The organism is Bradyrhizobium sp. CCBAU 45394, from assembly GCF_028128655.1.
Taxonomy (GTDB): Bacteria; Pseudomonadota; Alphaproteobacteria; order Rhizobiales; family Xanthobacteraceae; genus Bradyrhizobium; species Bradyrhizobium diazoefficiens.
The window spans coordinates 385,252-404,636 of the sequence record NZ_LBIX01000177.1; the positions used below are offsets into that span (position 1 = coordinate 385,252).

Annotated in this window: 14 protein-coding genes; 8 read left to right on the plus strand and 6 right to left on the minus strand. The window is 65.9% G+C overall.

What is annotated here, in order from left to right:
- Positions 1–91 precede the first annotated feature (91 nt).
- On the minus strand, positions 92–880 hold the full coding sequence (locus WN73_RS42620; protein ID WP_028174720.1) for a thermonuclease family protein: 789 nt from the start codon (positions 878–880) through the stop codon (positions 92–94).
- A 198-nt stretch (positions 881–1,078) separates the two neighbouring features.
- On the opposite strand from WN73_RS42620, the gene WN73_RS42625 reads away from it, so the two are divergent.
- The 4 genes from WN73_RS42625 (at position 1,079) to WN73_RS42640 (ending at position 6,026) form a co-directional block, all read left to right on the plus strand.
- On the plus strand, positions 1,079–2,677 hold the full coding sequence (locus WN73_RS42625; protein ID WP_028174721.1) for a GMC family oxidoreductase: 1,599 nt from the start codon (positions 1,079–1,081) through the stop codon (positions 2,675–2,677).
- An 8-nt stretch (positions 2,678–2,685) separates the two neighbouring features.
- A complete protein-coding gene (locus WN73_RS42630) occupies positions 2,686–3,135 on the plus strand; it encodes a hypothetical protein (RefSeq protein WP_028174722.1) in 450 nt (149 codons plus the stop codon).
- A gap of 91 nt (positions 3,136–3,226) precedes the next feature.
- Complete coding sequence (locus WN73_RS42635; RefSeq protein WP_028174723.1) at positions 3,227–4,246, plus strand: S1C family serine protease; 1,020 nt, start codon at positions 3,227–3,229, stop codon at positions 4,244–4,246.
- Positions 4,247–4,304: 58 nt separating this feature from the next.
- A complete protein-coding gene (locus WN73_RS42640; protein ID WP_028174724.1) occupies positions 4,305–6,026 on the plus strand; it encodes an FAD-dependent oxidoreductase in 1,722 nt (573 codons plus the stop codon).
- Between the two features lie 54 nt (positions 6,027–6,080).
- Here WN73_RS42640 and WN73_RS42645 read toward each other — a convergent pair whose 3' ends face one another.
- The gene (locus tag WN73_RS42645) at positions 6,081–9,575 is read right to left on the minus strand and encodes an indolepyruvate ferredoxin oxidoreductase family protein (protein ID WP_370141105.1); all 3,495 of its coding nucleotides are present in this window, start codon (positions 9,573–9,575) and stop codon (positions 6,081–6,083) included.
- A 147-nt stretch (positions 9,576–9,722) separates the two neighbouring features.
- Here WN73_RS42645 and WN73_RS42650 point away from each other — a divergent pair, with 147 nt between their 5' ends.
- The 3 genes from WN73_RS42650 to WN73_RS42660 all read left to right on the plus strand — a co-directional run bounded on the left by WN73_RS42650 (position 9,723) and on the right by WN73_RS42660 (position 13,387).
- Positions 9,723–10,676, plus strand: coding sequence for a hypothetical protein (locus tag WN73_RS42650; protein WP_271558256.1), 954 nt, complete (start codon positions 9,723–9,725; stop codon positions 10,674–10,676).
- Between the two features lie 331 nt (positions 10,677–11,007).
- Entirely contained in the window at positions 11,008–11,709 is a 702-nt protein-coding gene (locus WN73_RS42655) for a cysteine hydrolase family protein (RefSeq protein WP_028174726.1), read from the plus strand.
- A gap of 10 nt (positions 11,710–11,719) precedes the next feature.
- Complete coding sequence (locus tag WN73_RS42660) at positions 11,720–13,387, plus strand: hypothetical protein (protein ID WP_028174727.1); 1,668 nt, start codon at positions 11,720–11,722, stop codon at positions 13,385–13,387.
- A 78-nt stretch (positions 13,388–13,465) separates the two neighbouring features.
- Here WN73_RS42660 and WN73_RS42665 read toward each other — a convergent pair whose 3' ends face one another.
- Positions 13,466–14,476 carry a helix-turn-helix domain-containing protein gene (locus tag WN73_RS42665; RefSeq protein ID WP_028174728.1) on the minus strand — a complete coding sequence of 337 codons (1,011 nt, stop codon included), beginning with the start codon at positions 14,474–14,476 and terminating at the stop codon, positions 13,466–13,468.
- A 290-nt stretch (positions 14,477–14,766) separates the two neighbouring features.
- On the opposite strand from WN73_RS42665, the gene WN73_RS42670 reads away from it, so the two are divergent.
- Positions 14,767–16,200, plus strand: coding sequence for a hypothetical protein (locus WN73_RS42670; RefSeq protein ID WP_231166663.1), 1,434 nt, complete (start codon positions 14,767–14,769; stop codon positions 16,198–16,200).
- Between the two features lie 42 nt (positions 16,201–16,242).
- Here WN73_RS42670 and WN73_RS42675 read toward each other — a convergent pair whose 3' ends face one another.
- From WN73_RS42675 to WN73_RS42685, 3 genes are read right to left on the minus strand one after another with little or no spacing between them, the layout of a single operon-like run.
- Entirely contained in the window at positions 16,243–17,067 is an 825-nt protein-coding gene (locus tag WN73_RS42675) for a carbohydrate ABC transporter permease (RefSeq protein ID WP_028174730.1), read from the minus strand.
- A complete protein-coding gene (locus WN73_RS42680) occupies positions 17,064–18,002 on the minus strand; it encodes a carbohydrate ABC transporter permease (protein ID WP_028174731.1) in 939 nt (312 codons plus the stop codon). The genes WN73_RS42675 and WN73_RS42680 overlap by 4 nt, the downstream gene beginning before the upstream one ends.
- Positions 17,999–19,348, minus strand: a complete 1,350-nt coding sequence (locus WN73_RS42685; protein WP_049832539.1) for an ABC transporter substrate-binding protein — start codon at positions 19,346–19,348, stop codon at positions 17,999–18,001. The genes WN73_RS42680 and WN73_RS42685 overlap by 4 nt, the downstream gene beginning before the upstream one ends.
- Positions 19,349–19,385 lie beyond the last annotated feature (37 nt).

Genomic DNA, 19,385 nt, shown 5'->3' on the forward strand with positions numbered 1-19,385 from the left:
GTAGGCTTATAAGCTAAGCAACTCCCGACGGAGTTCAATTCCGGATCAATACTGTCTCCGGCTACCGCTCACGGCGGCGTGAACGGCTTGTTCACTTTGGCCGGCGGCAATTATAGGCCCTGCGGAAGCCGGCGGCCTGGGCGTCGTCCTCCGAGCAGAACCAGCGGTCCGGCTTGGTGGTTGCCGGATAGCTCGGGCAGCCCCGCAGATGATAGATGCCGATATTGCCGGTGACGCGGGCGCGCACCGCGAGCTTGCCCTTGATGCTGCAACTCGGCGGCATCGTCAGCTCGTCCGGAAACAGCACGGCGCGGATTTCCTTGTCGCGGTCGGGCCGGCAGGCGGCGCCCAGGAGCGCGCCGTCCTTCTTGCCGGTCCGGAATTCTTGCGGTGCAACAAAGCAGCCCTTCCAGATTCCGGACGAGGCCGTCTTGGCTTCCGCTGCCGCCGGCTTGACGTTGGCCTTGATCGGCTCGCGCGCGATGGCGAAGCCGAGCTTGACCAGTTGCTCGTTCAGGCTGGCCTTGTCGCCCTCGGCCGTACAGATGGCGCGGTGGCGTTTGCCAAAGCTCTTTTCCGGCCCGACATCGTCACAGCGCACCGCCCGTTTGCCGATCAGCTTGCCCAGCTGGTCGCGGGCCTCGATGCCACAGGTCCAGGGATCGGCGTGATCGTCGATGCAGACCTGGTCGAGCTCGGGCGCGTCGACGCCGTCGAGCCGGTAGGTGACGTCGCCAAGCTGGATGGAATTGGCGTCCCGGACGGTCGCCGTCGCGGTCAGTGCGAACCCGGGCGCTGAGGAGGCCAGAAATCCGGGCAGAGCAAGTAACAAAACAAGCGCGAAAGCGCGGGCGGCGGCAAATGAATTCTCAAAGGACATACGGTCTCGCTATCGATTGCTCGCCTCGTTCCTAGCATCCGGATGTGGCGATACCAATGGTCTGCGCCCTGCGAAGTGCGACATTCCGGCCCCGCGGCTTTACTCAGTCCTCGCTCTGACCCTATCGTTCGTGCCGGCCTCGCGGACTGCGGAGGCCGAATCGCCCGGGAAGCGGCGAGGGGGAGGAAAAAGATCGCGATGAAAGACCCCGTGGACGTCCTGATCATCGGCGCCGGCGCTTCAGGCGCGGCGGTGGCGTGGTCGCTGGCCGAGACCAAGATGCACATTCTCTGCCTGGAGCAGGGCGGCTGGATGAACCCGGCGGAATATCCCAGCACGGGCCGGGACTGGGAAGCCAAGTTCTACGGCGAGTGGTCGTCGAGCCCGAACGTCCGCGGCCGGCCCGAGGACTATCCGATCAACGACGACAATTCGCCGATCAAGGTCGTCAACTACAATGCGGTCGGCGGCTCGACGGTGATGTACACCGCGCACTGGCCGCGGCTGCATCCTTCCGATTTCAAGGTGAAAACGCTCGACGGCGTCGCCGACGACTGGCCGATCGACTACGACGCGCTGACCCCGTTCTTCGAGGAGAACGACCGGATGATGGGCACATCCGGCCTGTCGGGCGATCCGCTCTCGCCGCTGACGCATCCGCCGATGCCGCAGCAGCCGATGGGATTGTCCGGTGCGATCATCGGCAAGGCCATGAACAAGCTCGGTTGGCACTGGTGGCCGTCGGACACCACGGTCGCGACCATGGATTATGAGGGCCGGGCTCGCTGCATCAATCTCGGCCATTGCACGCCGGCCTGCGCGCAAGGCGCCAAATCCTCGACCGACATCACCTATTGGCCGCATGCGGTCCGCGCCGGCGTCGAGCTGCGCACCCATTGCCGGGTGCGCGAGATCACCACCGACGAGAACGGCATGGCCTCGGGCGTGGTCTATTACGACAAGGACGGCGTCGAGCAGTTCCAGCCGGCGCATGTCGTCATCATCGCCTGCAACGGCGTCGGCACGCCGCGGCTGCTCTTGAACTCCGCGTCGGGGCGCTTTCCGAATGGGCTTGCCAATTCGTCGGGCCTCGTCGGCAAGAACCTGATGTTCCATCCCTATGCGCAGATCTACGGCTATGTGAAGGAGCCGACCGATAGCAACCGCGCGCCCCCGACCTGCCTGTGGAGCAAGGAGTGGTATGACACCGATCTGTCGCGCGGCTTCGTGCGCGGCTACGGCGTCCAGTTCGTGCGCGGGGCAGGGCCGGTGTTCGAGGCCGTCGTCAGCGAGCAGAAGGGCATCCTGCCCTGGGGCGCCGATCATCACCGTGTGTTCCGCAAGCTCAACGGCCATCGGCTGGGTTTCTCCGCGATCTGCGAGGACCTGCCGGAAGAGCACAATTGCGTCACGCTCGATCCTGTCCTGAAGGACAGCCACGGCATTCCCGCGCCGAAGATCGACTATACGATCAGCGAGAACAGCCGGAAGATGATGGAGCACGCGCTGGCGCGCGGCCGCGAGGTGCTCGAGACCGCCGGTGCGACCGACATCTGCGTCAACTCGCCGATCCCCTGGGGCGGCTGGCATCTGCTCGGCACGGCGCGGATGGGCACCGATCCCGAACGCTCCGTCGTCAACGAGTGGGGCCGCTCGCACGACGTGAAGAACCTCTTCATCGTCGACGGCAGCATCTTCGTCACCTCGGGCGGGGTCAACCCGACCTCGACCATCCAGGCCCTCGCGCTCTACATCGCCGACCAGATGAAGCAGCGTCTCGCCAATTTGTTCGATTGAGGATTTTCATGACCGAACAGATCACCCTCACGCCGCGGCAGCGCCAGGATTTGCGCGCCATCGCCGCGATGATCATTCCACCGAGCGAGGAATACCGGGTTCCCGGTGCCGATGACGAGATCATCCAGGCCGACATTCTTGCGACCCTCGGCCGCGACACGAGGCCGGTCGCGGCTGCGCTCGATCATCTGGCGCGGCTCGCCGGCATGCTGCTGGCGGACCTCGAACCCGCCGCGCGCGATGGCGTCGCGCAGCAGTTCCGCAGCTCCGGCGGCGCGGCTGCCGCAACCCTCGTTCGCGTGGTTCTCCAGTGCTACTACCGCGACGACCGCGTGCTGCGCTCGCTCGGGCTGGAGCTGCGCGCGCCGTTCCCGAAGGGCTATGTGCTCCCGGATGGCGACTGGTCGCTGCTCGACCCGGTCAAGGCAAAAGGGGGCGCGCTGCGGCGGGCGCCCTAGCCGCCTGGGCAGTCCAGCCTTGCGCTCCAGGCGGATCCCTTGCGCCGGCAGGAACAGGCCACCATCTGTGTGAGCCTCAAGGACTCTTGCCATGCTGGATTTTACCTCAGACATCGCCGATGACGCCTCGTCATCGCGAACGACAGCGGCTGCGCCGGTCGATGACCGGGCGCTGCTGGATGCCTATTCCAATGCCGTGATCGACGTCACCGACCGCGTCGGCCCTGCCGTCGTGCGCGTCGAGACCGGGCCCAAGGTGCCGAACGGCCGCGAGCGCGGCGGGCTCGGCTCGGGCATCGTGATCTCGCCGGATGGGCTCGTGCTCACCAACAGCCATGTGGTCGGCGCCTCCAAGGAGATCCGGCTGCGGGATGTGGAAGGCCATGTCGGCGACGCCCAGGTGCTCGGCGCCGATCCCGACACCGATCTTGCGCTGCTGCGCGCCAACGGCGTGCGCCACTTGCCCTATGCCGCGCTCGGCAACTCCAAGACCCTGCGGCGCGGCCAGCTCGTGATCGCAATCGGCAATCCGCTCGGATTCGAATCGACCGTGACCGCGGGCGTGGTCTCGGCGCTGGGACGCTCGATCCGTTCGGTCAGCGGCCGCACCATCGAGGACGTCATCCAGACCGATGCCGCGCTCAATCCCGGCAATTCCGGCGGGCCGCTGGTGTCGTCGAATGCCGAGGTGATCGGCATCAACACCGCTATCATCAATGGCGCGCAAGGCATCTGCTTTGCGGTCGCCAGCAACACCGCCCAATTCGTGCTGGCGGAGATCATCCGCCACGGCTATGTCCGCCGCGCCTATATCGGCGTCGCCGGGCAGACCGCGCCGGTCCCGCGGCGGCACGCCGTGCTGGCCGGCGTCGAGAATAAGATGGGCGCGCTTCTGATGCAGATCGAGCCGGACGGGCCGGCCGCGAAGGCGGGCCTGTTGCCCGGCGATGTCGTGATCAGGCTCGACGGCGTCGAGATCAACGGCGTCGACGACCTGATCCGCGTGCTCGACCGCGACCGGATCGGCCGGCGGCTCGCCATGGACGTGCTGCGGCTCGGCCGCCTGCGGGCGATCGACATCGATCCGATCGAGCGCAAGCCCGCCCGCTAGCTGCGAGCCCGCGGGCGAGGTATGACGATGTCATGCCTCGCCTCCGGAAAATTGCCGCATGATGCCGGCGCATGAGACTTACGACGTCATCGTCGTCGGCGCCGGTGCCGGCGGCATGACGGTGGCGGCGGTCGCCGCCGCCGAAGGCCTGAGTGTGCTGGTGATCGAGAAGACCGCGTTCGTCGGCGGCACCACCGCGTGGTCCGATGGCATGGTCTGGATTCCAGCCAATCCCAAGATGAAGGCGGCGGGGCTTTCCGACAGCGTCGCCGATGCCGTGCAGTATCTGTCGAGCACGGTCCCCGAGCCCGCCAATGCCGGCCTGCGCGCGGCCTTCCTCGCGCGCGGGCCTGAGGCCGTCACCTATCTCGAAGCCAAGACGGAAGTGCGGCTCCAGCCGGTGAAGACCTGTCCGGACTATTATCCCGAACGGCTGGGCGCGACATCAGGCGGGCGCGCGCTCGAGCCCGTGGCTTTCGACGGCACGCGGCTGGGCCGGGCTTTCGCGCGATTGCGGCCGCCGCTGCCGGAGTTCACGCTGTTTGGCGGAATGATGGTCAATCGGCTCGACATTCCGCACCTGCGCCGGATCGGAAAATCGCTGCGTTCGACCCTGCGCGCGGCGCGGCTGGTCTCGGAATACATGATGCAGCGGCTGCGCAGCCCGCGCGGCACCACGCTGCATCTCGGCAACGCGCTCGCCGCGCGGCTCTACGCCTCGCTGCTGGCGCGGCAGGGCGAGATCCTCTTCAGCGCGGATGTCGAGGATTTGTCGATGCAGGGCGATCGCGTCAGCGGGGTGGTGATCCGTCACGGCTCCCGCGACCGCGCGATCGCGGCGCGCCGCGGCGTGGTGCTTGCGACCGGCGGCTTTTCGCACGATGCCGCTTTGCGTAAGCGGTTCTTCCCGCCTGCGGCAGGATTTGTCTCGGCGACCAGTCCATCAGGCACAGGCGACGGGCTTCGGCTCGCGGCGACGGCCGGTGCTGCGCTCAATACCGAGGCGACGAGCCCGGCCTATTGGGTGCCGGCCTCGCTGTTTCGTCGAGCCGACGGCAGCCGTGGCGTCTTTCCGCACACGGTGACCGATCGCGCCAAGCCCGGCGTGATCGCCGTCAACGCTGCGGGCCGGCGCTTCGTCAACGAGGCGCTGTCCTACCACGAGTTCGTGCTCGCCATGCTGCGCGACGGCCATGGCGAGCCCGATCGGCCGTTCTACCTGATCTGCGATCGTCAGTTTTTGTGGAGCTATGGCCTCGGCCGCATCAAGCCGTTCACGCGTAACTTTCGGCGCTATGTCGCGAGCGGCGAGTTGGTCGAAGCTCCCGACATCACGCAGCTCGCTGCGAAGATCGGCATCAAGCCGTCTGTGCTCACAGCGACGATCGCGGCCTACAATATTGACGCGAAGGAGGGACGCGATCCCGAATTCGGCCGCGGCAGCACGATTTACCAGCGCCATCTCGGCGATATCAGCCACAAGCCGAACCCTTGCGTCGCGCCGATCCTCCGCGCGCCGTACTTCGCGCTGCGGATCTATCCGGCCGATCTCGGCACGGCGATCGGCATGAAGGTCGATGCGCAGGCCCGTGTGCTGCGGGGCGACGGCACGCCGATTGCGGGCCTTTACGCCTGCGGCAATGACATGGGCTCGATCATGAACGGCAACTGCCCTGGCCCGGGGATCACACTCGGGCCGGCGCTGACGTTCGGGTATATCGCGGGACGGCATCTGGCGGAGGGTGGTGTGACGCGCGAGTTGGCAAAAGAGCAGATGTGATCTGGGCGGCGGCCTCTTCGCCTCTCCCCGCTTGCGGGGAGAGGGAGAGAAACATTACTCCGCCGCCGCTGCAAACCGGCTGTTCTCGAGCTCTGCTTCCAGCCGCGCCGTCTCGGCCATCGCCTGCTTGATATTGCCTTCCTTGACGTGGCCGAAGCCGCGGATCGTCTCGGGCACGCGAGCAAGCCTTGCCAGCAGCGGGATCTGCGCCGCTTTCAGCCCAACGATCCGCTGATCGATCATCGTCAGATAATTCTCGATCAGCTTCCGCTCGGTCCGGCGCTCCTCAGTGCGGCCGAACGGATCGAACGCGCCACCGCGCAGGAATTTCAGCTTGGCCAGCACGCGGAAGGTGTGGATCATCCAGCCGCCGAACTCCTTCTTCCGGAGATGCCCGGTCGTCTTGTCGCGCTGCGCGAAGATCGGCGGGGCGAGGTAGAACTTCAGCGAAAAGTCGCCGTCGAACTTCTCCGAGACCTTCCTGGCAAAGCTGCCGTCGGTGTAGAGCCGCGCGACCTCGTACTCGTCCTTGTAGGACATCAGCTTGAACAGATTCTTGGCCACGGCCTCGGTCAGCTCCGTGGACGCGGGCGAGGCCGCGCTCTCCGCCTTGCGCACCTTGGCGACGGCTGCGAGGTAGCGGTCGGCATACGCCTTGTCCTGATAGCCGGTCAAAAATTCCGCGCGCGTTGCGATGATGTCGTCGAGCGATTTGGTCGGCGCGGACGCCCGGCTCTTGAACTGGAGCACGCTGCGCACCCGCGACATGTCGTGGGCGGCCAGGCGCCCCCAGGTGAAGGCGAGCTTGTTCATCTCGATTGCGGCGCCGTTGATCTCGATGGCGCGGAGCAGGGCCTCCAGCGACAGCGGAATCGCGCCCTTCTGGAAGGCGAAGCCGAGCATGAAGGGATTGGTCGCGATGGAATCGCCCATCAAGGCTGCGGCAATGCCTGTCGCGTCGATGATGTCGAGATTCTTGTCGCCGACGGCGTCGCGCAACACGGTCTGCATCGTGCCCATCTCGAAATCGAGATCGGGGTTTTGCACGAAGCTCGCGGTCGGCTGCAGATCGGCATTGATATAGGCCTTCGTCACCCCGCGTTCGGCGCGGCTGAGCGCGGAGGGACCTGCCGAGACGATCATGTCGCAGCCGAGGATGACGTCGGCGCCGCCGGTGGTGATGCGGACGGCGGAGATATCCTCAGGCTTCGGCGCGATGCGGACATGGCTCATCACCGCGCCGTTCTTCTGCGACAGGCCGGTGAAGTCCAGCGCCGAGCAGCCGCGGCCGTCGACATGGGCGGCCATGCCGAGCAGCGCGCCGATGGTGATGACGCCGGTGCCGCCGATGCCGGTGACGAGGATGTTGTAGGGGCCGTCCAGCTCACGCGCCGGCGGCAGCGGCAGATCGGCGAACAGCTGGCCGGAGTCCACCGACGACGTCTTGATGCGCTTGAGCGTGCCGCCATGCACGGTGACAAAGCTCGGGCAGAAACCTTCGACGCAGGAAAAGTCCTTGTTGCAGTTCGACTGGTCGATCTGGCGCTTGCGGCCGAACTCGGTCTCCAGCGGCTGCACCGAGACGCAGTTGGAGGCCTGCGAGCAGTCGCCGCAGCCTTCGCAGACGAGCTCGTTGATGAAGGCGCGCTTGGCGGGATCGGGATAGAGCCCGCGCTTGCGGCGGCGGCGCTTTTCGGCCGCGCAGGTCTGGTCGTAGATGACGACCGTGAGGCCCTTGATGTCGCGCAATTCGCGCTGCACGGCATCAAGCTCGCGGCGGTGATGGATGGTCGCGCCTTGCGGGAAGTAGTTGCCTTCGGGGTATTTGCCCGGATCATCCGAGACGATCGCCAGCCGCTTGACGCCTTCGGCCCAGACCTGATGCGCGATCTGCGCGACGTTGAAGGCGCCCTCGGCGGGCTGACCGCCGGTCATCGCGACGGCGTCGTTGTAGAGGATCTTGTAGGTGATGTTGATGCCGGCGGCGGAGGCGGCGCGAAGGGCGAGAAGCCCGGAATGGGTGTAGGTGCCGTCGCCGAGGTTCTGGAAGATGTGCTGCTCGGTGGTGAAGGGCGACTGGCCGATCCAGTTCACGCCCTCGGCGCCCATGTGCGAGATCAAATCGGTGCGGCGGGTCGGCATGCTCAGGGCCATGCCGTGGCAGCCGATGCCGGCCATGGCGCGGCTGCCCTCCGGTACGCGCGTCGAGGAATTGTGCGGGCAGCCCGAGCAGAAGAACGGCGTGCGCGCGAGCTTGATCGGCGCGCTGGTGGTGACGGGATTGTCGAAGGCCTCGAGCCGCGCTAGGCGCTGCTCGAGCACCGGGCTGTGATGGCCGAGCTTGCGCAGCCGCGCCACCAGCGCGCCAGCCACGATGGTCGGCGTCAGCTCGCCCTCGCTCGGCAGCAGCGGCGCGCCGCGCTCGTCGCGCTTGCCCGTGACGGTCGGGCGCCTCGACGCGTCGATGTTGTAGAGGATGCGCATCAGCTGGTCTTCGATGAAGCCACGCTTCTCCTCGACCACGAGTACGTCCTGAAGTCCTTCGGCGAAACGCCTGGCGCCGCTCTCCTCGAGCGGCCAGGTCAGCGCGACCTTGTAGATGCGAAGGCCGAGATCCTGCGCGTCCTTGTCGGTAATCCCTAAGTCGGCGAGCGCTTGGCGCAGATCGAGATAGGCCTTGCCGGTTGCGACAATGCCGAGCCGGGCCGGCTTTGAATCGAGCACGATGCGGTCGAGCTGGTTGGCGCGGGCAAAAGCCTGCACGGCGGCCATCTTCGGGCCGAACAGGCGCCTCTCGGCGTCCAGCGGCGGATCGGGCCAGCGGATGTTGAGGCCGCCGGGCGGCATCTCGAAATCATCGGGCAGCTTGATCTGGATACGTTCAGGGTCGCTGTCAATCGACGCCGAGCTTTCGACGGTCTCGCTGATCGCCTTGAAGCCGACCCAGCAGCCGGAGAAACGCGACAGCGCAAAACCGTAGAGACCGAGATCGAGATAGTCCTGCAGCGTCGCCGGATTGATCACGGGGATCAGCGCCGCCGCGAACACCTGCTCGCTCTGATGCGCGAGCGTCGAGGACTGGCAGCCATGGTCGTCGCCGGCCAGCGCCAGCACGCCGCCATTGAGCGAGGTGCCGGCCGCATTGGCGTGCTTGAGCGCGTCAACCGAGCGGTCGACGCCGGGGCCCTTGCCGTACCAGATGCCGAACACGCCATCGACCTTGGCGCCGGGAAACAGCCCGACCTGCTGGCTGCCCCAGACCGCGGTCGCAGCCAGGTCCTCGTTCAGGCCGGGCACGAAGGCGATGTCGTGCTGCTGGAGGAAAGACTTCGCCCGCCACAGCGCGTGGTCGTACATGCCGAGCGGGGAACCGCGGTAGCCGGAGATGAAGCCGCCGGTGTTGAGGCCCTGAAGCCGGTCGCGTTCGCGCTGCAGCATGGGCAATCGAACCAGGGCCTGCGTGCCGGACAGGAAGATCCGCTTCGATTCGAGCCGGTATTTGTCGTCCAGCTCGACCTGCATCAGCGTCATTTCGGAAGTCCTTGTTATCCTGGTCGGGCGGGGGATTTTGCGCCGCGGGAGGCTTGCGGCTAAGCGAAGCGGGAGATCGCAGTCAAGAGCATGGGCCGGCGAAGTCAATATCGCTGGCCGCATCCGTGGCGCTCCTGCTAGTCATGGCTTGTTGTGGAGAACATCATGACCGCAGACGCATTCGACACCGAGATCACCGAGACGGCCGAGGCCTTGATCGGGCCGTGGCGCCAGCCGCGCCAGATGCTTCACGCGCAGGTCTACGATGCGCACGCCTCGATCCATGACGATGCCACCGCGCAGAAGCTCGGCTTCAAGGGCGGCACCATCGAAGGACCGACGCATTTCAGCCAGTTCGCCCCGCTTGGCGCGCGGTTGTGGGGACAGGCGTGGTTCGAGAGTGGTTGTCTTTCCGCGCATTACCGCAGCGTCTGCTACGAGGGCGAGGAGGTACAGGCGATTCTGTCGAAGCCATTGCCGGGCGCGAGCCAGTGCCAGATCCAGATGGTCAAGCGCGACGGCACCGAAGTGCTGCGCGGCACGGCCTCGGTCGGCGAACCGCACGCGGCGACCGCGCTGGAGACCCGCCTCACCGAGCTCAAGCCGCTCGCCGATTCCGTGATCCTGCGCGAAGTGACGGTCGCGCAGACCAGCAAGCGCCAAGCGGTGCGGATGGCGTTCGACCAGACCATGGGCGACCTCTATCCGTTCTCTCTCAGGCAGAAGCTCGCCGTCATCACCGAGAACTCTCCTTACTATTCGGGCTCAGACAATCCGTGGGGCAGGGCGATCATCCCGATGGAGATGCTGAGCGTGCTGTTCCAGTACCGCTCCAAGGACGATCCGTTGCCGGCCAAGGGCCCGGCGGTCGGTCTGTTCGCCGACCAGGAGATCAGGCTGGTGAAGGGCCCGCTCTTCGTCGACGAAAAGTACGAAGTCGAGCGCGAGGTGGTCGCGCTGTCCGGCAGCCGCCGCACCGAAAGCGCCTGGGCTAGGACGCGCGTGTTCGACAAGACGGGCACGATGGTGGCCACCATGCTGCTCAACATGGCGACGCTGAAGGACTCGTATGGGCCGTATGAGGAAGAGTATCGGCGACTGTATGGGGCGGGGCGGTAGAGGCAGGGCGTCACCACACACGCTCCTTGTCATTCCGGGGCGACGCGGAGCGTCGAGCCCGGAATCCATTTCGCCTCGGGTATTGCGGCCCGATGGATTCCGGGCTCGCGACTTCGTCGCGCCCCGGAATGACGCCGCTTCCCCGCCCATCCTTTAAGCAAATGCACGTCGCAAAGCCGTCGCACAGGGAATAAGCAGCCGTCAGCTGCTGACGTAACCTTCTGAGTGCGCAGCAAATTCTCTCGCGGCCTGTGTCCCACCGCAATTGTACACAATGGCACGGCGTTTGCAGAACTGCTGGCAAAGAGAGTTCTCGCGGGGGCCTTGACTCATGTTGAGCTCGACCAAGCCGACACTGGGCGTCATCAGCGCCGAGCCCGAGCCGATCAGGCTCGACTGGCCCGCCACCGCGCTTCTCATCATCGACATGCAGCGCGATTTCATGGAGCCGGGCGGCTTCGGCGAGACGCTCGGCAATGACGTCAGCCAGCTTGCGCGTGCGGTGAAGCCGATCGGCGCGATGCTGAAGGCGGCGCGCGACACCGGCATGCTGGTGATCCACACGCGCGAGGGCCATCTGCCCGATCTCTCCGACGCGCCGCCGGCGAAAATCGAGCGCGGCGCGCCGAGCCTTCGCATCGGTGATCCCGGCCCGATGGGGCGCATTCTCATTCGCGGCGAGGCCGGCCATGACATCATCCCCGAGCTCTATCCGCTCGACAGCGAAGTCGTGATCGACAAGCCGGGCAAGGGCGCGTTCTACGCCACCGAGCTCACCGACGTGCTGGAGAAATACGGCATCGAAAATCTGCTGGTGTGCGGCGTCACCACCGAAGTGTGCGTCAACACCACGGTGCGCGAGGCCAATGACCGCGGCTATCGCTGCGTCGTGATCTCGGACGGCTGCGCATCCTACTTTCCCGAGTTTCACGAGATGGGCCTGAAGATGATCAAGGCCCAGGGCGGCATCTTCGGCTGGGTCGCGGACTCAGCCGCAGTACTGGAGGCGATGAAGATTTCCACATCAGCTTAGGGGCATCACCATGAGCACAATGACGGGGACGGCCGGCAAATCTGATCTGAACACGTCCGGGTTCAAGCCGGCGCTATGGACATCGGGCGACTGGAACGCGTTTTTCGGCTTCGGCACCAACATCCTCGTCAACATGCTGGTTCTCACGGGCCTCTTGCGCTTCGTGCTGAAGATGCCCGATAGCCTCGTGTTCGGCCGCATCCTGCCCGCACTCGGGCTGATGATGTGCCTGTCGACATTCTATTACGCCTACCTCGCCTACCGCCTCGCGCAGAGGACCGGCCGCACCGATGTCTGCGCGCTGCCCTCGGGCGTCAGCGTGCCGCACATGTTCATCGTCACCTTCGTGATCATGCTGCCGATCACGATCAAGACCGGCGATCCGCTCAAGGGCTGGTCGGCCGGCCTCGTCTGGGTGTTCTTCCAGAGTTTTATTCTCATGATCGGCGGCTTCATCGCGCCGTTCATTCGAAGAATCACGCCGCGCGCGGCGCTGCTCGGCACGCTCGCCGGCGTCTCCGTCACCTTCATCTCGATGCGCCCGGCGCTCGAGATGTACATGACGCCGCAGATCGGTCTCGTCTGCTTCGCCATCATTCTGGTGAGCTGGTTCGGCGGGGTGAAATACTGGCGCGGCATCCCGGCGGGTCTCGTCGCCATCGCGGCCGGCATGATCATCGCCTGGGGCTCGAACCTCTTCGGTCTTGGCCTCGGCGGATTGAGCATCGCGGGCGTCGGCGCCGCGTTCGCCAATTTCGGCTTCTCGGTGCCGATCCCGGCGGTGGTCTACGTCTTCTCCGGCTTCGAATTCCTCGGCATCATCCTCGTCACCGCCATTCCGTTCGGTATCTATGACCTCGTCGAGGCCATGGACAATGTCGAGAGCGCGGAAGCCGCCGGCGACGAATATCCGACCACGCGCGTGCTCACTGCCGACGGCGTCGTCAGCCTGATCGGCTGCCTGATGGGCAATCCCTTCATCAACGCCGTCTATATCGGTCATCCCGGCTGGAAGGCGATGGGCGGCCGCATCGGCTACTCGGCTGCGACCGGCATCATGGTGGTCGTGCTGGCCTGGTTCGGCATCATCTCGGTGCTGCTGGCGCTCGTGCCTGTCGTCGCGATCTCGCCGATCCTGCTTTACATCGGCATGCTCATCGGTGCGCAGGCGTTCCAGACCACGCCGGTCAAGCATGCGCCCGCGATCGTGCTGGCACTGACGCCGCATCTCGCCGCCTGGGCCAAGCTCCAGATCGACACCATGCTGGGCTCGACCATGATGGCGGCGACCTCGGTCGGCGGGCTCGCCGCCGACAAGGCCGATGCGGTCAAGGCCGCGGCGATCGCCGCGCTACCGCAGCAGGGCGTGTTCTATCACGGGCTGGAGGTGATGGGCGGCGGCTCCATCCTCGGCGGCCTCATCCTGGGCGCGATCGGTGTCTTCATCATCGAGCGCGACTTCGAGAAGGCCTCGGCCTTTGCGCTGGTCGGCGCGGTGCTCACCTATTTCGGCTTCATGCACGGCGAAGCCGTCGGCATCGGCGGCGGCTTCGGCGTCACGCCCGCCGTTGCGTTCGCCTATGCGGTGATGGCGGCCGGCCTGTTCGCGGCAAGCAAGCTGGGCACCACCGAGCACTATGCCGCGCATCCGGAGATGCACGCCGCGCCGGCGGAGTAGGGAAGCGAAGCTATCTCGCGGCCGGACGACGATGAGTCGCCCGGCCGCTTTCTTTCTGGCCCTCTACGCCGGGCCGACTCAGCCGAGCCGGCCAATCCATTCGCGGAATAGCTCCGGGCCGGCTTCCACCGCCGCTGCAAGGTCCTGCAGGCGGGTGTCGCGCGCTATGCGCGGCGAGTAGCCGAAGTGCTGCCGGAAGCTGCGGCTGAAATGAGCCTGGCTCACGAAGCCGAACGCGGCGGCGATCTCGGCATTCCAGCGATCTTCATCGGCGTCATCAAGCAGCACATGGATCGCTTCGAGCCGCCGCCCGCGAATGTAGTCGGCGACGCCCGCGAGCGGCGCGAAGACGCGATAGAGCACCGAGCGCGACACGCCGATCTCGCGGCAGATGGTTGCCACCGACAGGTCGTTGCGGCCCAGATTCTGGTCGATGAAGCGGCTGGCGCGGTGAAGGATGGCGATGTCACGCCGGGCAAGCCCCTGCTCGCGCGGCCGGGCGGCCACGCCGAAGCATCCGCGCAGCAGATCGAGCGTCGTCCGGACCGCATCGAGCGCATCGTTCTCCTCCATCGCCGGAAGCCTGCGCCGCAACAGCGCCATATGATCGGCGAGAACGCGGGCGGCGGCGCCGTCAAGGACGAGGCCATGTAGGTCGAGGCCATCGGGCGCGGCACTGACGATCGGATCGCGCTCGACGTCGAGGCTGATGGTGTCGGTCGCGGTGGCGATGCCGTCGAAGGGCCGGGTCAGATCGAGCACCAGCACCTGGCCGGGACCGGCCGAGATCGGTTCGCCGTCGACTTCGCCGCTCCAGGCGCCGCGCCTGAGCAGCAGCAGCGCGAATGAATTGCGGCCATCGGCCTTGGCCAGTGCGGCGGAACGGGTGAAGCGCACCGGCGCCATCCGGGTGGACGCGGCGACCAGGCCACCGAGCAGCCAGGCCTCGGCCAGGACCTCGAAGTCGTCCCGGTCCGTGCCCGCGGGGACCGACACGTCGTAGTGCGTGAGAATCGCGCGGTAGCGGTCGAGCCGCTCGGCGACAGGCAGCTCCGCGGTGTCGAAGCGCAGATACGGAATTTTCGTCATGCCAGGCCGCTCCCTCGGCAGTTGGTCTGCAAATTGGGACGATCAGGCAAGTTTCCGCACCGTCGAACCGCAGTCTCCGGACATGAATATTCATATTATTGCGCGCGGGCCAGACGTGCGTGCTTCGCGGCCCGGACAATTTGCAATGACGTGAAGGTAAGGTGATGGACATGCGGGGGATGACGGTTGCGGTGGGGCCGGACGAGGATCGGGTTGTCGCGAGGGGGACGCCGCGGCGTGCCTGCAGGCAGTCCTTGCTCGGAATTTGCACCGCCGCGGTGCTTGCCCCCTTGGCTGTCCTGCTGGATGCGTCGTCGGCGCAGGCGCAGTTCGTTTGCGTCAATGCCAGCAACAGTGCGGCCGGTGCGAGCGCGAGCTCGATAGAAAGCGTGGCTTGCGGCACCAATTCATCCGCGACCACGGGTGGCTCCGCATTCGGCGAATCGAGCTCTGCCGGTCCCGAGGCCGCGGCCTTTGGCGCCGGCAGTCTGGCCTCTGGTGGCCTCAGCACAGCGCTGGGTTATCGAAGCATCGCAAGCGGCTTCTTTAGCACAGCGGCTGGCAGCGCCAGCGCGGCCACCGGCGCCCTGAGCTCGGCATTTGGCTACCAAAGCTCCGCGAGCGGGTACACCGCCACGGCCGTGGGCTATCGGGCAGGCGCGGGTGGCGACGGCAGCACGGCTCTTGGCTACGCGACAGTCGCAGGCGGCAACGCCAGCACGGCCGCGGGCAATTCCAGTCGCGCGGACGCCGAAAATGCGCTTGCAGTGGGTACAAACGCGAACGTCTATGCTGCCGGCACCAACGGCACGGCCGTCGGTTACAATATCGGCGTGAACGGCGCCAATAGCACCGCGGTCGGCGCGAGCAACGCGATCTCCGGCGACAACAGCGGTGCGTTCGGCACCGTGCAGATCGTCCGAGGCGACCGCAGCTTCACACTGGGCGGCAACAACACGATCAACGGCGCCAGCCAGGCCGGCTGGGGCAACGTCGTCAACGTGGTCGGCTCCAATAACACCGTGGCCGGCACCGCGAGCGCGGCCGGCTCCTCGGTGTTCGGCACCGGCAACGCCGTCAACGCACCCAATGCGCTGGTGATGGCGAACACGGCGACCGTGGCCGGGTCAGGCGGCATCGCGATCGGCAACACCGTATCGGTCGCAGGCGCCAACGCCGTCGCCGTCGGCAACAACACCAGCGCCGGCTTCGCCAACTCCGCCGCGATCGGCAACGGCGCCGCAGCGACGCGCGCCAATCAGCAGGCGTTCGGCACGGCAGGCAACACCTACACCATGGCCGGCATCACCTCGTCGGCCAGCAAGTCCGCGCAAAGCGGCGCGACGCAGCTTGTCACGTCCGACGGCGCCGGCAATCTCGCGACCACCAGCCTCGGTGCACTCGGAATCGCCTCGACGAGCGATCTCAGCGCCATCAATGCCCAGCTCGCCAGTATCAACGGCCGCCTCGACGACCTCAGCACGCGGACCAGCAAGGCGACCAGCGGCGTCGCCATGGCTTTTGCCATGGCCGGTGTGCCGACGCTGCTGCCGGACGAGACCTTTGCCATGACGATGAACTACGGGACCTTCGAGCGGGCCAACGGTCTCGCGTTCAATGCGGCGCTGCGCCTCAATCGGAACATGCAGTTCAACGGCGGCATCGGCTACGGGCCGGACGAGAAGGTCGCCGGCGGACGCGTGGGCCTGCGCGTGGGCTGGTGAGCCCACCGCGATCGTTGTCTTACGATGGGCGGCGTCGGGTGATCACCCGCCCTTGACTGCACCCGCGGTGAGCCCGGCCACGATCTGCCGCTGCGCAAACACCGTCAGCAGCAGTACCGGGAGGGTGACGATCAGCGCGGCGGCGGCGAGCGGCCCCCAGCTCAACTGGTCGAACGAGATCATGTTGTAGACTGCGACGGGCAGGGTGCGTGTCTCGCGTCCGGCCAGCACGATGCCGAAGACGAAGTTGTTCCAGGAGAAGATGACGGCGAGGATGAAGGCGACCGCGATCCCCGGCTTGGCGATCGGCAGGGCGACGTGGCGAAAGACCTGCCAGCGCGTGGCGCCGTCGATCAGGGCGGCTTCCTCCAGCTCGAGCGGCGTGGTCTCGAAATAGCCGATCATGATCCAGATCACGATCGGCACCGTCACGACGAGGTGGATGATGATCTGCGGCACCAGCGTGCCGAGCAATCCCAGCCACTGGAATAGCAGGAACAGCGGAATCAGGTAGGACAGGCCGGGCGTGATGCGCGCGATCAGGATCACGATCGCGGATTTGTGCGCGGCCATGCGCGCGATGCCGTAGCCGGCGGGGACGCCGACGATCAGCGCCAGCGCGGTCGCACTGCCGGTGACGACCAGGCTGTTGATGAAATAGGTCAGGAAGCGGTTGGAGGCCAGCACGTCGGCATAGTTCTTCCAGGCGATATGCTCGGGGAAGAACACCGGCGGGTAGGCGGCGTTGTCGATCTCGAATTTGAGCGACAGCGACAGCATCCACAGGAAGAACAGGATTGCCGGCGACACGATGACGAACACCGAAAGCCACAGGCCGATCTTGCCGATGATCTGACGAGGTGTCATGCGTCGCTCGCGATTTCGGTCCACACCATGCGCTGGCGGGCATACAGCATCACCGCGGCAAGCAGGACGATCAACAGGAAGAACACCACCGCGATCGCCGAGCCGTAGCCGAGGTCGTAGTAGGTGAAGGCGACGCTGTAGAGGTAGATGTTGATCGTCTCCGACGCCGAGCCGGGTCCGCCTTGCGTGATCGCGAAGATGATGTCGAAGCTCTTCACCGCGTCGATCATGCGGATCATGCCGGCGATGAACAGAAACGGCATGATCAGCGGCAGCGTGATGAAGCGGAATACCTGCCAGAGATTGGCGCCGTCGATCTGCGCGCTCTCATATGGCTCGGTCGGGATTGCGGCGAGGCCGCCGAGCACGATCAGCATCACGAGCGGCGTCCATTGCCAGGTCTCGACCAGCACCAGCGAGGGAATGACGGTCGCGGGATGAAACACCCAGAGCTGCGCCGGTATCCCGACCAGCGACAAGAGGTAGTTCAGCACGCCGAGCTGCGGGTGGAACATCATGGTCCAGACCAGCGCGATCGCGACGGGCGTCGCCATCATCGGCATGATGAAGACGCCGCGCAGGAAGCCGCGGCCGGCGAATTTCTGGTGGAACACCACGGCTGCGAAGGTGCCGAGCACCAGCGGCAGCAGCACCGACAGCGCGGTGTAGACCATGGTGTGGCCCACCGCCTCGATGAAGCGCGGATCGCTGGTCAGCCGCAGATAGTTGGAGAGCCCGACGAAGGTGGTCGGCGAGCCGACCTTCCACTCGTTCAGGCTCATCCAGATGGTGAAGACCCACGGGAAGATGATGATGGCGAGCACGACGACCAGCGCCGGCACCACGAACGGCCAGTAGGACGGCGGGCGCAACTCTTTCTCCGGCGCGGCATCGGACCGTGCCGCGGCCGGATCAGCTTGTGTCAACGCACTCACGCCTTTTCGCTACGCTCCAGGATCGGCCGAAACTGGTCGTTGGCCTTCTTCAGCTCGGCGGCGGGATCTGCCCCGGACAGCGTCGCGGTGAGCGCCGCGCCGACGATATCGCGGAATTCGGCGACGGGGACGACCACGGGCAGGCCGAGCTTGCTGATCTTGCCGGACTCGATCACCGATTGCAGCCACTCCGGCGGCATCTTCACGCCCTTCTGGATCTCGGGATCGTTCAGGATCGAGCTGCGGAACGGGACGCCGCCGCCGGCCTGGAGCAGGCGCGCGCCCTGCTGCTTCGAGACCACCCACTGGCAGAGCAGGTAGGCGGCTTCCTTGTTCTTGCTCGCCGCCGCAATGCCGATGCCGTCGCCGTAAGTGGACGAATAATGCCCCTTGGGTCCGGCGGGCACGACAGTGTAGCCAACCTTGCCGACGACGCGCGAGGCGGCCGGATCCTCCAGCGGCGGCGCCCAGCCGACGCCGTCGATCCACATCGCCGAGCGTCCTTGCGTGAACGAGGCCATCGACTCCATCCAGTTGAAGCCGGCGACGCCGGGCGGGGCGGACTTCGTCAGCAGCGTCTGGTAGAGCTTCGTTGCCGCGATCGCCTCCGGACCGTCGGTCAGGATGTTGCGCTTGTCGTCGAGGAATTCGCCGCCATAGTTGAGGAAGAAGTTGGTCCACAATGCCATGTTGGCGTTGCGCAAGCCCCGCCCGACGAAGCCGTAGGTGCCTTCCTTGGGATCGGTGAGCTTCTCGGCGGCAGCGACCATCTCGTCGAGGGTCTTCGGGACGGCCACGCCCTTCTTCTGGAATAGCTCCTTGTTGTAGTAGAGGATGAAATAGTCCACCGACCACGGCAGCGACAGCATCTGCCCCTTGTCGTTCTTGGCATATTGCAGGCCCGCGGCGGAAAAATCGCTCTCGACGAGATCGGGCGCGGTCAGTGACGGGTCCTTCATGAAAGGCGTCATGTCGGCGAGCCAGCCGGCCTTCTCGAACTGCCGCTTCTGCACGTGATAGCTGAGATGGACGACGTCGAAGCTGGGCCGGCCCGAGGTGAACTCGATCACGACCTTCTGGCGCTGCTGCTGCTCGGGGATCTGCTCGGCTTCGACCTGGATGCCGGTGAGTTCGGTGAACTCCTTGATGTTCTTTTGCAGGTTGTCGCCGCGCGGACCCTTGGCGAGGATCACCTCCAGCTTGGTCCCGGCATATTTCTTCCAGTTGACCTCGGCGCGCGCCGGCAATCCGGTCAGGCTGAGCGCGCCAGCCGCTGCCGTGCCGGTCAAGAGCGTACGGCGCGAGATTCTGTAGTCGACCACTTCAAAGTCCTCCCTGTGACTCATCGTCTTTGGGAGGGATACTAGCGACCGTGCCACGCCT

Coding starts and splice junctions, on each gene's coding strand:
- WN73_RS42675 (WP_028174730.1), bottom strand. CDS start 17,067: ATGACACCTCGTCAGATCATCGGCAAGATCGGCCTGTGGCTTTCGGTG.
- WN73_RS42660 (WP_028174727.1), top strand. CDS start 11,720: ATGAGCACAATGACGGGGACGGCCGGCAAATCTGATCTGAACACGTCC.
- WN73_RS42655 (WP_028174726.1), top strand. CDS start 11,008: ATGTTGAGCTCGACCAAGCCGACACTGGGCGTCATCAGCGCCGAGCCC.
- WN73_RS42665 (WP_028174728.1), bottom strand. CDS start 14,476: ATGACGAAAATTCCGTATCTGCGCTTCGACACCGCGGAGCTGCCTGTC.
- WN73_RS42635 (WP_028174723.1), top strand. CDS start 3,227: ATGCTGGATTTTACCTCAGACATCGCCGATGACGCCTCGTCATCGCGA.
- WN73_RS42650 (WP_271558256.1), top strand. CDS start 9,723: ATGACCGCAGACGCATTCGACACCGAGATCACCGAGACGGCCGAGGCC.
- WN73_RS42625 (WP_028174721.1), top strand. CDS start 1,079: ATGAAAGACCCCGTGGACGTCCTGATCATCGGCGCCGGCGCTTCAGGC.
- WN73_RS42630 (WP_028174722.1), top strand. CDS start 2,686: ATGACCGAACAGATCACCCTCACGCCGCGGCAGCGCCAGGATTTGCGC.
- WN73_RS42640 (WP_028174724.1), top strand. CDS start 4,305: ATGATGCCGGCGCATGAGACTTACGACGTCATCGTCGTCGGCGCCGGT.
- WN73_RS42620 (WP_028174720.1), bottom strand. CDS start 880: ATGTCCTTTGAGAATTCATTTGCCGCCGCCCGCGCTTTCGCGCTTGTT.
- WN73_RS42685 (WP_049832539.1), bottom strand. CDS start 19,348: ATGAGTCACAGGGAGGACTTTGAAGTGGTCGACTACAGAATCTCGCGC.